The 13,389-nt window shown below is 67.2% G+C and carries 10 protein-coding genes; 2 read left to right on the forward strand and 8 right to left on the reverse strand.

Annotation, left to right across the window (positions count from 1 at the left end):
- Positions 1–27 precede the first annotated feature (27 nt).
- The 6 genes from hpaE to AC6I9V_RS09800 all read right to left on the reverse strand — a co-directional run bounded on the left by hpaE (position 28) and on the right by AC6I9V_RS09800 (position 7,464).
- Entirely contained in the window at positions 28–1,542 is a 1,515-nt protein-coding gene (hpaE, locus tag AC6I9V_RS09775) for a 5-carboxymethyl-2-hydroxymuconate semialdehyde dehydrogenase (RefSeq protein WP_497899262.1), read from the reverse strand.
- Positions 1,543–1,552: 10 nt separating this feature from the next.
- On the reverse strand, positions 1,553–2,227 hold the full coding sequence (locus tag AC6I9V_RS09780; protein ID WP_497899263.1) for a GntR family transcriptional regulator: 675 nt from the start codon (positions 2,225–2,227) through the stop codon (positions 1,553–1,555).
- Complete coding sequence (locus tag AC6I9V_RS09785) at positions 2,220–3,680, reverse strand: fumarylacetoacetate hydrolase family protein (protein WP_497899264.1); 1,461 nt, start codon at positions 3,678–3,680, stop codon at positions 2,220–2,222. Before AC6I9V_RS09785 ends, AC6I9V_RS09780 begins: the two co-directional genes overlap by 8 nt.
- 187 nt (positions 3,681–3,867) lie before the next feature.
- Positions 3,868–5,193 (reverse strand): MFS transporter, encoded by a 1,326-nt coding sequence (locus AC6I9V_RS09790; RefSeq protein ID WP_497899265.1) that lies wholly within the window; start codon positions 5,191–5,193, stop codon positions 3,868–3,870.
- Between the two features lie 90 nt (positions 5,194–5,283).
- Complete coding sequence (locus AC6I9V_RS09795) at positions 5,284–6,024, reverse strand: FadR/GntR family transcriptional regulator (protein WP_497899266.1); 741 nt, start codon at positions 6,022–6,024, stop codon at positions 5,284–5,286.
- Between the two features lie 81 nt (positions 6,025–6,105).
- Complete coding sequence (locus AC6I9V_RS09800; RefSeq protein WP_497899267.1) at positions 6,106–7,464, reverse strand: NAD(P)H-dependent oxidoreductase; 1,359 nt, start codon at positions 7,462–7,464, stop codon at positions 6,106–6,108.
- A 454-nt stretch (positions 7,465–7,918) separates the two neighbouring features.
- Between AC6I9V_RS09800 and AC6I9V_RS09805 the strand changes: the two genes are divergently transcribed.
- Entirely contained in the window at positions 7,919–8,317 is a 399-nt protein-coding gene (locus AC6I9V_RS09805; protein WP_497899268.1) for a hypothetical protein, read from the forward strand.
- A 33-nt stretch (positions 8,318–8,350) separates the two neighbouring features.
- Here AC6I9V_RS09805 and AC6I9V_RS09810 read toward each other — a convergent pair whose 3' ends face one another.
- On the reverse strand, positions 8,351–11,731 hold the full coding sequence (locus AC6I9V_RS09810) for a DEAD/DEAH box helicase (RefSeq protein WP_497899269.1): 3,381 nt from the start codon (positions 11,729–11,731) through the stop codon (positions 8,351–8,353).
- Between the two features lie 162 nt (positions 11,732–11,893).
- On the opposite strand from AC6I9V_RS09810, the gene AC6I9V_RS09815 reads away from it, so the two are divergent.
- Positions 11,894–12,802: a DMP19 family protein gene (locus tag AC6I9V_RS09815; RefSeq protein WP_497899270.1), complete on the forward strand. Its 909-nt coding sequence runs from the start codon at positions 11,894–11,896 to the stop codon at positions 12,800–12,802.
- Here AC6I9V_RS09815 and AC6I9V_RS09820 read toward each other — a convergent pair.
- Positions 12,799–13,356, reverse strand: coding sequence for a COG4315 family predicted lipoprotein (locus AC6I9V_RS09820; protein ID WP_497899271.1), 558 nt, complete (start codon positions 13,354–13,356; stop codon positions 12,799–12,801). The two genes, AC6I9V_RS09815 and AC6I9V_RS09820, sit on opposite strands and share 4 nt — an antisense overlap.
- Between the last annotated feature and the right edge of the window lie 33 nt (positions 13,357–13,389).

Below are 13,389 nucleotides of genomic sequence, written 5' to 3' on the forward strand. Positions count from 1 at the left end.
GTTCTGGGGTGGCGCTGGCCGGAAGGCTCAGGCGCCGAATTTGGGGGTGTGGACGGTGCCCAGGGTGATGTGCACGGCCTGCTGGTCGGTGTAGAAGTCGATCGAGCGGTAGCCGCCCTCGTGGCCGAGGCCGGAGGCCTTGACCCCGCCGAACGGGGTGCGCAGGTCGCGGACGTTGTGGCTGTTGAGCCACACCATCCCGGCCTCGACGTTCTGGGAGAAGTTGTGCGCGCGGGTCAGGTTCTGGGTCCAGATGTAGGCGGCGAGGCCGTACTTGGTGTTGTTGGCGAGGGCAAGGGCTTCCTCGTCGGTGTCGAAGGGGGTGATGGCGACGACGGGGCCGAAGATTTCCTCCTGGAAGATCCGGGCGTCCGGCGCGACGTCGGCGAAGACGGTGGGGGCGATGTAGTTGCCCTCGGGGAGGTGGTCCGGGCGGCCGCCGCCGGCGAGGAGCCGGCCCTCGGACTTGCCGATCTCGACGTAGGAGGCCACCTTGGCGTAGTGCTCGGGGTGCACCAGCGCACCGACCTCGGTCTTCGGGTCATGCGGATCGCCGACGACGATGTTCTTCGCCCGGGCGGCGTACTTGTCGCAGAACTCCTCGTACACGGCACGCTCCACCAGGATCCGGGAGCCGGCCGTGCAGCGCTCGCCGTTGAGCGAGAAGACGCCGAAGAGGGCGGAGTCGATCGCGGCGTCGAGGTCGGCGTCGGCGAAGATGATCGCGGGGCTCTTGCCGCCGAGCTCCATCGAGAGGCCCTTGAGGTTCTCCGCGGCGTTGCGGAAGATCGTCTGGCCCGTGGTGGTCTCGCCGGTGAAGGAGATCAGCGGGACGTCCGGGTGCTTGACCAGGGCGTCCCCGGCCTCCTCGCCGAGGCCGTTGACCAGGTTGAAGACGCCGTCCGGCAGGCCGGCGTCCTTGAAGATCTTGGCCCAGAGCGAGGCGGAGAGCGGAGTGAATTCGGCCGGCTTGAGGACCACGGTGTTGCCGGTGGCTAGGGCCGGGGCGAGCTTCCAGGACTCGAGCATAAACGGCGTGTTCCACGGCGTGATCAGGCCGGCGACGCCGATCGGCTTGCGGTTGACGTAGTTGATCTGGGCGCCGGGGACCTTCATGGCGTCGTCGAACTGCGCCACGATCAGGTCCGCGAAGAAGCGGAAGTTCTCCGCCGCGCGCAGCGCCTGGCCCTTGGCCTGGGTGATGGGCAGGCCGGTGTCGAAGGTCTCCAGCTGCGCGAGCCGGGTCTCCTGGGCTTCGACGGCGTCGGCGATCTTGTTCAGCACGCGGGCACGTTCCCGCGGTTTCATCTTCGGCCACGGGCCGTCGGTGAAGGCTTTGCGGGCGGCGGCGACGGCGAGGTCGATGTCCTCCTTCTGCCCGGCGGCGGCCGTGGCATAGGTCTCGTTGGAGACCGGGTCCAGGACGTCGAAGGTCTTGCCGCTGATGGAGTCGACGAACTCGCCGTTGATGAAGTGCCGGATGTGGGTGGTCAGGTCCTGCGGGACGTAGTGCGTGGTGGTAGCAGGAGCAGTAAACGTCATTGTTGTCTTCCTAACTGTTGCTCTGGGCGAGGTACGCGTCCAGGGTTGCGGAGCGGTGCAGTCGGGCGGCCTTTTCGATCTCGTCGGCGCTCGCGCCCGACTCGATAAGCCGCAGGAGCATCTCGTGTTCCTGCACCGATTTCCGGGCGCGGCGGGGGACGAAGCGGAAGGTGGACGTGCGGAGGGACGCCAGCCGGTTCCAGCCCCGGTGGACCAGGTCCAGGATGTGGGGGTTGGGGCAGTGCTCAAACAGGATGCCGTGGAAGGTCTGGTTTAGCCGGGTGAACCGGTCGGGGTCGAAGTCCTGCAGGCACTCGCGCATCTCGGCGTTGACCGCCCGTGCCCTAGCGATGTCCGGCGCGCCGATCAGCGGTGCCGAGAGCGCCGTCGCGGCCCCCTCCACGATGCTCAGGGTCTGCATGGTGTAGAGATACTCGGTGGGGTCGATCCCGAAGACGGTGGCTCCGACGTTCCGCTCGAATTTCACCAGGCCTTCGGCCTCGAGCCGGCGGATGGCTTCGCGGACCGGCACCACGCTGACGCCCAGGTCCTGGGCGATCTTCGCCAGTACCAGCCGGTAACCGGGCGAGTACGACCCGTCCACAATCCGCCCCTTGACGGCCGCATAGGCCCGCTCGGACTTGCTGACTGTCTGGGAGCCAGCGGCACTGGTCTTGTCACTCATGGGCTTTGCCGGCTTCCCATTCCTGGTAGCGGGTCCGCCATGCCGCGTTGAGCGGGTACAGGCCGTCCACGCTGTGGCCCTGCTGCACCATCTCGGCGATGAACGATTCCTCGCGCTCCTGCGCGATGGAATCATCCGCGAGCTCCTCGGCCAGCGCCGGCGGGATCACCAGGATGCCATCCGCGTCGGCCACGATGATGTCCCCGGGCTGCACGGTGGTGCCGCCGCAGGCGATGGTGATGTCCGTGTCCCACGGGATGTGCCGGCGGCCCAGGACCGCCGGGTGCGGGTTGGCGTAGAAGGTGGGCATGTCCAGGGCGGCGACGGCGGAGAAGTCGCGGACACCGCCGTCGGTAATGACGGCCGCCGCGCCGCGGACCTGGGCACGCAGCGCCAGGATGTCTCCGATGGTGCCGGTGCCCTTCTCGCCCCGGGCCTCCATGACCAGGATTTCTCCGTCCTTGACGGAATCGATGGCCCGCTTCTGGGCGTTGAAGCCGCCGCCGTGGGCCGTGAACAGGTCCTCGCGGTTGGGGACGTAGCGCAACGTCCTGGCCAGGCCCACGATCCGCTTGTCCGGCCGGGTGGAGGTCAGGCCGTCGATGCTGACGTTGTCCAGGCCGCGCTTGCGCAGCTGGGAGGACAGGGTGGCGGTGCAGACGCTCTCGAGCTTGTCCTTCAGCTCGGGGGAGAGGGCCGGGGCGGGGGCCGCGAGCCCGGCCGCCTCGCGCGAGCCGTACGCCTCCTCCCGCTGGAGGTCGTCGGTCTTCGGCCGGGCACCGAAATCGGCGAACGGCGTCGTTCCCTCGGCGATCCGGGTGACGAGGCGGCCGGTGCTGAGGTCTGCGCCGCTGACTTCAACCTCTACGAGGTCACCGGGCTTGGCCACGGAGGCGCCGGCCGGGGTGCCCGTGAGAATGATGTCGCCTGTCTCGAGAGTGAGCAATTGGGACAGATCAGCGATGAGACGGGCGAACGGGAAAAGCAGGTCCCCGGTCGTGTCGTCCTGGACCAGGCTGCCGTTGTGCCAGGTACGGATCCGGAGCCGTTCCGGGTCGATGCCGTCCGCAGCGAGCAGGGCCGGACCCACCGGGGTGAAGCCGTCGCCGCCCTTGGACCGGAGGTTGGACCCCTTGTCCGCGTACCGGAGGTCGTAGACGCCGAGGTCGTTGCTGGCGGTGACCCACTCCACGTGGCTCCAGGCGTCGTCGATGTCCACGCGGCGGGCGGGCTTGCCGATGACCAGGGCGATCTCACCTTCGAAGCCGAGGAGTTCGCAACCGGCCGGGCGTTCGACGCTTGAGCCGCTGAGGGCCAGGGAGGATGATGGCTTCAGGAAGTAGGACGGCTGCTCAGGCGTCCGGCCCCGCTGGGCCGCCCGGCTGGGATAATTAATGTGCACTGCGATGACCTTGCGGGCCGATGCCAGAGTGTGGTCGGTGACCTGTTCCAAGCGCTACTCCTCAGCGAGTACGATATCGTATACGAAAACTATCTCTCAGGAATCAGGGAACGTCAACCCCGGTCTTCGCTCCGGATCACGTACTTCCGAGGCCCTCGTAGTGCGGCGGCCGTGCGGAACCGAACAGCAAAAAAGTGCCCGGGACCTGACGAGGTCCCGGGCACTATTTCACGAGGGTCTATTTTCCGGCTGCGATGAGAGCGTCGAGGTCTTCCCGCTCGCGCTTTCCGTAGGTTTCCCGCGTGGTGAGCGCTGCGATCAGCCCGATCGCCCCGCAGGCAATGTAGACGATCGATACGCCGCTCCAGCCCCAGGCTGCGGCGGTCGCCGCTGCGATCAGCGGGATGAAGCCGGAAATCGCTGCGGAGAACTGGTATCCGATGGAGGCGCCGGATGTCCTGGTGCTGGCGTGGAACAGTTCGGAGAACCAGGCACCCTGGGCGCCCGCGAGCATGTCGTGGAGGATTGGGAGTCCGATGATGTAGACCAGGATGATCAGGAACGGAACTGCCGTGTTGACCATCAGGAACATCGGGAAGCCGAACAGGATGATGCCGGCCGAGCCGGCCAGATACAGCTTCCGGCGTCCGATTCCGTCGGTGAGCCGGCCCCACAGGATTGTGGTCACGACGCCCAGGGCCGCAGCCAGGACCAGGCCCGTCAGGCCCGTCTGGCGGTCAACGATCTTGTTGGTCGTGATGTAGGACAGCAGGTAGGTCACGATGACATAGAAGCCGCCGGACTCGGCCAGTCGGAGTCCGATGACGCGGAGGATGTTGCGCCAGTCATCCTTGATAACCGTCAGCAGCGGGTTCTTGACGAGCTCGCCCCGTGCTTTTGTTTCCTCGAACTCGGGCGACTCGCTGACCTTCATCCGGATGATGATGCCGGCAATAATCAGGATCGAGCTGGCAAGGAACGGCACGCGCCAGGACCACTCGTTGTTCCAGCCGGTGGTGGCGAGGAAGACGAGGTTGGCCAGGAGCAGGCCGAGCGGCACGCCGGCCTGCGGGATGCCGGTGTAGCGGCCGCGCTGGCGCCACGGCGCATGTTCGAACGTCATCATGATGGCTCCGCCCCACTCCGCCCCGAAGGCCAGGCCCTGGATGATGCGGATCGCAACGAGCAGGATCGGGGCGAGGACGCCAACCTGCTGATACGTGGGAAGGATGCCGATCACGAAGGTCGCCGCGCCCATGACCAGGAGCGCCCCCACCAGGACGGGCTTGCGACCGTACTTGTCGCCGAGATAGCCGCCGATCAGGCCGCCCAATGGCCTCATGGCGAAGCCCACAGCCAGGGTGGCGAACGCCAGCAGGGTGGCAGCGAGGGGGTCCTGACCCGGAAAGAAGGCCGTGCCAAAGTACAGCGCAGCCGCTGTGCCGTAGGCCAGGAAGTCATAATTCTCGATGGTCGTGCCAACGGCACTGCCGATTGCGACCTTGAGCTTGTCGGGCGATCCCGTTTCAGCCTGGCGGCTTTGTGTCTGTGTGAGCGTGCTCATCAGCGTCCATATCTCCTTCGATATGGGAGGGGGAGTCTTCCCCGTCCCGGGGTGCCGCAGGCTCGCACCAGTCGACGCCGGAGTCCGGCGTCAGCGGGGGTGGTTCAGGCCCTTGACGTTGTCAATGTGGTAAAAACTGCGGATGTGGTCGCCCACGGCCCGCCTGGCTTCTTCGGAGTTCCGTTGCCGGATTGCCTCGAGGATGTGCCGGTGTTCGCTGCGGACAACTTTCGCCGTCGACTTCCAGTCGGTGAGGCGCGCGTAGGCCTCGATCATCTGGCGGTTTATGGCGGTCCGTAGCGAGCCCATCAGATGGGCGGTCAAAGTGTTCCCGGTGGACTCCGCGATCCTTACGTGGAAGGCGGCGTCCAGCCGGTTGAAGTCGGCTGTGGAAATGTTGGGGTCGTCCATCTGGTCCAGAATCAGTTCCAGATCGTGGTGATCCTGCGCGGTGGCGCGGACCGCGGCCTCCTCACAGCACCAGGTCTCCAGGGCGACCCGGGTTTCGAGTACGTCGTTCTGGTCGAACTGGCCGAGGGCGAGTTGAAGTTTCAGCAGGTTGACGAAGCCCGAGCCGGGCTCGCCCACCAGTACGGCGCCGCCCTCAGCTCCGCCACCCGGCCGGATGTCCACGATGCCCAGCGCCTCGAGAACACGCAACGATTCCCTGAGCGAGGGCCGGGACACACCCAACAGGGCGGACAAGTCCCGCTCGCTGGGCAGCTTGTCTCCGGCCTTTAGCCTGCCGTCCAGGATCCGGTCCTCTATCTGGGCCATCACCTGCTCGTAGGTCCGGACCCTCTGGACCGGCTCCCATGCTTCTGCTGTCATGTTCGACCACCTCATTGATTGTCTTGCCGTCGGCTGACCGCTGTCGGCATTTCCATCGTAACCGTGGCCTGAAGGTCTGACCTATGCGTGTTGCAGAAGCTCGGCCCGGAACTCGGATTCCAGCTGCCGGCGGATCTGCACGGCAAGCAAGGTCTCGTCGGCGTCGACGTCGTCCCAGGAGACGGTCCCGTCCTTTGGTACATCCCGCTTGAGTTTCATTCCATGGGCCAGGCCCAGGGGCAATGCGTTGCGCTCCAGGGAGACGCGGGCCGGGGCGAGCTTTCCGAAGGCGGTGTAGCCGCCCTCCCCGTCCAGGACTTCGCCGGCTTTGAGCTCCTTCTTGGCCGTGGTCATGACGTCCCCGCGGAAGCCTGTGGGGGAGCCCGTGGCCTCTCCCCGCAGGACTGCGGAGGCAATACTGACACCGAGCTCCAGACCGATCATGTGGTACGGCCGGTACAGGGAGCCGTAACGGCCGGTCGGGTCCGTCTTGACCCCGTATTCGGCGAAGCACTGCACGGCGTAGTCGGTTTTGGCTTCGAACGTCACGTAGACGCCCCAGCGCAGGTCCCGCTCCACCTCGGTGCCGTCCCGGTGCAGGCTGGAAGCGATCTCCACGGTGCCGCGCCGGGTCAGGATCCCGCCGACGGATTTTTCCCGATAGACGTTGGGCAGGTCGTCCACTCCGGCCGGCGGGAAAAACAGGCCCTCGTCCTGCGGCGTGAGCCCGGTGCCGTTGGCGACCGCCGCCATTTCGATCGCTGACTTCGTGCCGTCCAGGAAGGAGTTGAACATCTTGGGGTTGAAGTCGCCCGACGCGAGTTGTTCGTCGCTGAAGCCGTAGTAGTTCCATACGGTGTCCGGCGTCGAGTAGTTGTACTCGGGCAGGTACTTGGTGCCCTTGCCGGCGGCGACGATGTCGAAGCCCACCGTGCGGCACCAGTCGACCATCTCGCAGATCAGTGCCGGCTGGTCGCCGTAGGCCATTGAGTAGACGACGCCGGCGGCTTCCGCCCGGCGTTGCAGGATGGGGCCCACCATGCAGTCGGCCTCAACGTTGACCATGATGATGTGCTTGCCGTTGTCGATGCTCTGTACGGCATGAGCGGTCCCGACGATCGGGTTGCCCGTGACTTCCAGAATGACCTCAACCTGCGGGAGCTGGATCAGTTCGGCGGAACTGTCGGTGACGTAGGTCGTGCCGTTTCGAAGAGCCTCGGCAAAGTTTGTCGCCGCATAGCGGTCGGCGGGCCAGCCTGTGCGTTGGAGGGCGCCGCGGGCCTTCGGCACGTCAATGTCCGCGACGCCGACGACGTGGATCCCTTCCGTGTTGAGGGCTTGGGTGAGAAACATGGAAGCGAATTTTCCGGCTCCGATTACGCCGACCCTGATGGGTCCTTGGGTTGCGGTTCGCTTCTGCATAAGCGAGTAGAGATTCATGGGGCTACTTCCTCGTAGTATCGCCGAAATACTTTCGGTCCATTGGTCTGACCATCTGGTATTACAACCATGGCACGAATCCGAGCGAAGTGTCAACGGTCACATCCTGGGTTACGTCGTGGGGCGGCTGCGCTCCCGGGCCCGCGCCGTGGGCCCGCGCCGTGGGCCCGCGCCGTGGGGCGGCCGCGCGGAACCTTCTAGCGCGCCGTCGGCGGCCGGCCCAAGTAGTCGGCCCGCCATAACTGAGTACCCGCGACAAAAGTCAGGTGGTCGCGCCCGCATAGTCGCGTACCGGCAGCCCGTGACTCCCGCCCGGGCGGCCGGTTGAATTGTCTTGGCAGCCGCGTGGCAGCCAAGCCTAGAGTTCCAGTGCAAATGTCGGGGGGCAGCACATGTTGACTTCATTGATTCCGGACGCGACAGCGCCGGCGTCCGCAAGGATCGCGGGCCGGCCATGAACTCCGGGTTGCAGGCCGTCGCACTTTTCGGAAGCTCCCTGCCCGGCCTTCTCCTGCTGACACTCGGACAGTCGCTCGTCGTCGTCTGCGTCTGCTTTGACCTGGTCCGGGCCGTCTCGGTGCCGCGGACCCGCCGCCGCTATGTGGCCAACACCGTGTTCCGCACCCTGGCGCTGCCGTCGATCCTCAGCATGGCCCTGATTGTGTTGGTCGAGGCGGCATCGGGGGCGTGGGAACAGGTGGGCGGCGGGGTCTTCGTCCTGGTGTCCGTCATCTTCCGTTGGCACCACGACACCGACGAGGACAGCTGGTGGACGGGCAAGGGCAAACAGCTTGGCCGCTGGCTCCGGAGCCGCGCGGTGACACGTTTCGTCACCGCCCCGGCCGCCGCCTGAGCCTTCCCGGCCCCGCGCGCAGCGACCGGCAGCCTACTCGTTGAACAGTCCGGCCAGGTCCTCGGCCGTCAGCGCTCCGCCGGAGAGGGCGTCGCCTTCCATCACGTCGGCGAACAGCTGGGACTTCCTGGCCTTGAGCGCCATGACCTTCTCCTCGATGGTGTCCTTCGCCACCAGTCGGTAGACCATCACGTTGCGGGCCTGGCCGATCCGGTGGGTCCGGTCAACCGCCTGCGCCTCCGATGCCGGGTTCCACCACGGGTCCAGCAGGAAGACGTAGTCCGCCTCGGTCAGGTTCAGGCCGAAACCGCCGGCCTTGAGACTGATCAGGAATACGGGGGCCGCGCCGTTTTTGAACTCGTTGACGACGTCGGTGCGGTTGCGGGTGCCGCCGTCGAGGTAGCAGAACTCGATGTTTTCCTCGATGAGCCGCTCGCGGACCTTGCCCAGGAAGCCGGTGAACTGGCTGAAGATCAGCGCCCGGTGGCCCTCCGCCACGAGGTCCTCCAGCTGTTCGAACAACACGTCGAGCTTGCTGGAGCGCACCGCCGAGAGGGAGGGGTCGATCAGGGACGGGTCGAGGCTGAGCTGGCGCAGCAGGGTCAGCGACTGGAAGATCGTGAACCGGTTCTTGTTGACGTCCTCGATCAGGCCCAGGATCTTCTGCCGTTCGCGCTGCAGATGCGTCTGGTAGACCTTCTGGTGCCGCGGGTTCAACACGACCTCGAGGACCTGCTCCTGCTTGGGCGGCAGGTCGTGGATGACTTGCTCCTTGGTGCGGCGCATCATGAGCGGCCGGACCCGGCGGCGGAGCTTGTCCAGCTGCGCCTTGTCCCCGTTCTTCTCCACGGGCTTCTGGTAATACTCGGCGAAGCGCTTGGGGCTGGAGAAGAGTCCCGGCGCCACGATCGAGGTCAGCGCCCAGAATTCCATCAGGTTGTTCTCCAGCGGCGTGCCGGTGATAGCCAGCTTGAAGCCGGCCGGAAGCTTCCGGGCACACTGGTACGCCTTGGACTGGTGGTTCTTCACGAACTGCGCCTCGTCCAGCACCAGGCCGGCCCACTGCCGGGAGGCATAGGCGTCGTAATCGATCCGGAACAGCGCGTAGGACGTGATGACAATGTCGGCGTCGGCCATCGCCTCGGCCGGCACCGAGCCGCTCTTGGCAAAGGTTTCGCTGATGGCCCGGACGGTGAGGCCGGGCGCGAACCGCGCGGTTTCGGCCTGCCAGTTGCCCACCACACTGGTGGGCGCCACCACGAGGAACGGCGCACCGCCGGTCTCTGCGGCCGCGACCTTGGCGGCGCAGATCAGCGCCAGCGCCTGGACGGTCTTGCCGAGGCCCATGTCATCGGCCAGCACCCCGCCGAGGCCGTGGCGGTAGAGGAAGCTGAGCCAGTTGAAGCCCTCCAGCTGGTACGGGCGTAGCTCGGCATTCAGCGTGGACGGCAGCGGCAGCCCCTTGACCCCGCCCTCCAGCAGCCCGCCGACGGCATCGCGCCAGGCGGCGGCCTGCTCGTCGACGATTCCCAGCTGCGCCAGCTCGTCCCAGAGCCCGGCCTGGAAGCGGCTGATCTGCAGCGGCGCGTCCTTGTTGTCCTGGAGCTCACGCGCTTCCTCGATCAGGGCGCGCAGCTGGTGCAGCTCGGGCAGGTCCAGGGAGAAGTAGGCTCCGCTGGGCAGCAGCATCTTGGTCTGGCCCGCCGCGAGGGCGGAGAAGACGGCAGCGAAGGAGACCGGCTGGCCCTCGAGCGAAATCTGGATTCCCAGGTCGAACCAGTCACGCTGCTCGGTGGCCTTGGTGGAGATCGAGACCACCGGGGCTTCCTCGGCCTCGCGGTAGTCGGCGATCTCGCCGGCGATGTCCACCGAGACCTCCGGCAGTTCGCGCAGCGCCGGGAGCACCTCCTCGGTGAAGGCGAGCGTGTCCAGGCCGCTGAGTTCCGCGGAGGCCGCCAGCCGGGGGGTGCCCCAGCCGCCCGTGGCCGATTCGCCGAGCTTCGGGACCACGTCCCAGGGCTGGCCCACGGTCTCCAGGATCCGGGCCTCGGCGGCGTCGTCGCGGTACCCGTGGTCACCCGGGTGCCGCCAGAGGGGCTGGGCGGTGACCAAGGTGCCGGATTTGTAGTGCCATTCCCAGTGCAGCCGGACCCGGTGGTCGGCGCCGTAGTTCGCCAGCAGGGACAGGGTGGGGACGGCCAGGGTGGGCAGTTCGACGGATTCGTCGGAGGCCGTGACCCGGGCAGTCTGCTTGAGCTTCGGGTAGAACCCGGTCAGGAAGCGGCCTTCATCGCGGGCGGGAATGCGCAGCGTGGTGCCTGCGGTGACGAAGGTCAGGAGTTCCTCGCTGAGTCCGCCCTCCAGCGGCGCGAGCGTGATCGCGGCATCCCCCGGGGCGACGCCGGGCAGCGCGTCGGCGTCGGAGGTCAGGAAGATCCCGTGGGCAGGCCGGCCGATGGTGCCCACCGACGCCGGATCGACCACGGTCCCCTCCACGGTGATGGTCGGGGCGAGCGCCAGCCCGCCGCCGTCGGGCTCCTCGGCGCCGAGCCGGGCCAGATTGAGTCCGACGGCGGCCGGCTCGCCGGCCAGGTGCACGGGGTCATCCCCGCGGCCGTGGACCAGGGCGAGGCCGATCTTCCTGGCTTCGCCCAGCAGGCCCCACAGGTTCTTCCCGGCGTAGGTGTTCAGCCCCAGCCAGGGCGCGGTGCCGGAGTGCTGGCGGTTCGCCAAGGCGGTATGCGAGGCAAGGAATTCCTGCATCCACTCCACATGGGCTTCGTTGCATTCACGCCGGTAGTTCAGGTAGCTGAGGGTGTTCCAGGAAACGTCGCCCCGGATCCACTTGCCCTTGGCGCCCATAATGACGGGGCGCGCCTTCAGCTGGCGGACGCTGCGCAGCGGATCGCGGCGTCCCGTGTAGGAGAAGTGCGGTGCAGGTTCCTCGATCTCGAACTGCAGCGCCAGCGGGACGCCGTTGGTCGACGCCGTGATCCCCGGTCGGGCGAGCAGCGGGCTGAGGGCCTGCTCCCAGTCCGGCAGGTCCTGGGCCGGGGGCTGGCGGGAGAGCCGGGAGGAATCCGCGGGTGCCAGCAGCTGCATGCGGGTGGCCGGGTTGTCCTCGGCGGCAAAAAGCAGCGCGGCCACGTGCTTGCAGTCCTTCCGGACGGGGCAGCTGCACACCCCGACGCTGCAGCTCCAGCCGCTTCCCTTGCGCACCAGCTTCGCCGTCGTCGAATACGGCACATCCGCGCCGCCGCGGACCTTCCCGAGCATCAGGCCGGTGGCCGCATCAAAGGAAATCCCGGAGACCCGGCTCCCCATGGCGTAGGCAAGCCCGGCCGCGAGGGAGCGGTCGTTGATCGCGGGGGTCTGTATTGCCAGTGCCGCACTCTCGTCCGGATGGGATGGCATGTGCGCACTACTTTCAGCAGTTGGTCATCTGATCCATCTTAGCCAGCCCGGCGGGGCCCGGAAACTTCGCCAGACGTTCACCTGCCGCACGGCCCGCCGGCAACGGAGCGGACCTACCGTGGAGGAGACCTGAGCACCGCCCGCACCACCGTGAGGATCCCCATGAGCACCAGCCTGACCACGAGCCCGTCCGACACCGGCCACGCCCCGGTCCTGACCAGGGACAGCCTGCACGGCGGCAACGTGGATGTTGTGGACGCCAACGTGGACGTCGTCAACGCCATGTATGCGGAACTGCTCGATGCCGAGGAGATCGCGCCGGCCGCGCTGTGCAGCTACTACGTGGATTTCTACCTGACGCAGGCCCTCGACGGGGGCTTCGCCCAGTACGTCTTCACCCTGCCGGAGCGTGGGGAGATTGACGGGTACATCCGGGCCGGGCTCGCTGGCATGGGCGCCACGGCGCATCTGGACCTGTTCAACCGCAGCGTGGCCGCCTTCGATGCGCTCTCGGAGGAGGACGCCGACGCGTACCTCGACGGGGATGCCGGTCAGGGGTTTGGAGAGGGCAGCGAGGCCGCGGCACCGGAGGCCGTCCAGCTCCTGGAGCGGCTCGACGGCGAATTCGAGCCGCTGCTGGAGACCGAGGACATCATCGCGCTCAACGCCGCCTGGCTCCGCAGCCAGCCGGACTTGCTGGTGCTGGACGCGGACGAACTCGACCGGCACATCCACGAACGGGTGTCCCGGATTCCCAACCTGGCGGAGCGGCAGGCCGAGGCGGCCGAGGAGGAACGCCTCAGCGCACCTGAGTTCGAGTTGATCATCCGGGAACTGTGCGAGGTGGCCGGACATACCCTGTTGAAAATCACCATGGGCGACCCGAACCACGACCTCAACGGCGAACGCGTCCTGGCCTGGCACTTCACCACGGACCAGGGCGAGTTCCTCATGCTGGAGGACGACGACGAGGCGTACATGATCCACCCGGAGACCCGGGAGATCGTGGCCGCCGTCGAGTTCGTGGACGACGACGGCGACGAGGACGACGAGTCCGGGGCCGGCTCCTAGTAGCCCCCGGCCGACGTGACCATGTCCCCGGCCGGGTTCACGAGGTACCAGACGCCGCCGACGCCCTGGCCTGTGATGTCGCCGGGGGCCTTGTCCTTGACGTAGTAGTACACCGGCATGCCGTTGATGGTGAGCTGTTTTTTGCCGTCCGGCGTGGCGATCGTCCCGATCTTGCCGGTGACGCCTTCCACGGCGGGAGCGTCAGAGCCTGCGAGCACGGGCGGCCACGCCGCGATGCAGGAGCCGGTGCAGGCGCTGGTGCCGGAGTCCTTGGTGTCCTTGGCGAAAAGGTAGACGCTCATGCCCTTGGCGTCCACGACCACCTGCCCGGCCTTGGTCGCTGCGGTCTTGAGCGCGGCGGCCGACGCCGGGGCGCCCGACTCGCTGCCCGCTGCCGGGGTGGACGCTGCCGGGGTCGGCTGGGCCGAAGCGGCTGGGCCCGTCGTCGTGCCTGCGGGGGACGTCGGCGATGTGGCGGTCCCGCTGCCGGCGCAGCCGGAAAGGGCCGCGGCGAGGGCGAAGACGGACAGGGCGGCGCCGAAGTGCTTGGTCATGATTTGCTCCTTGGCTAGGTGCCGGCCCTCTCG

This window comes from Arthrobacter sp. SlRoot2-15, assembly GCF_059739345.1.

Coding starts and splice junctions, on each gene's coding strand:
- AC6I9V_RS09795 (WP_497899266.1), bottom strand. CDS start 6,024: ATGACAGCAGAAGCATGGGAGCCGGTCCAGAGGGTCCGGACCTACGAG.
- AC6I9V_RS09810 (WP_497899269.1), bottom strand. CDS start 11,731: ATGCCATCCCATCCGGACGAGAGTGCGGCACTGGCAATACAGACCCCC.
- hpaE (WP_497899262.1), bottom strand. CDS start 1,542: ATGACGTTTACTGCTCCTGCTACCACCACGCACTACGTCCCGCAGGAC.
- AC6I9V_RS09790 (WP_497899265.1), bottom strand. CDS start 5,193: ATGAGCACGCTCACACAGACACAAAGCCGCCAGGCTGAAACGGGATCG.
- AC6I9V_RS09815 (WP_497899270.1), top strand. CDS start 11,894: ATGAGCACCAGCCTGACCACGAGCCCGTCCGACACCGGCCACGCCCCG.
- AC6I9V_RS09800 (WP_497899267.1), bottom strand. CDS start 7,464: ATGAATCTCTACTCGCTTATGCAGAAGCGAACCGCAACCCAAGGACCC.
- AC6I9V_RS09820 (WP_497899271.1), bottom strand. CDS start 13,356: ATGACCAAGCACTTCGGCGCCGCCCTGTCCGTCTTCGCCCTCGCCGCG.
- AC6I9V_RS09780 (WP_497899263.1), bottom strand. CDS start 2,227: ATGAGTGACAAGACCAGTGCCGCTGGCTCCCAGACAGTCAGCAAGTCC.
- AC6I9V_RS09805 (WP_497899268.1), top strand. CDS start 7,919: ATGAACTCCGGGTTGCAGGCCGTCGCACTTTTCGGAAGCTCCCTGCCC.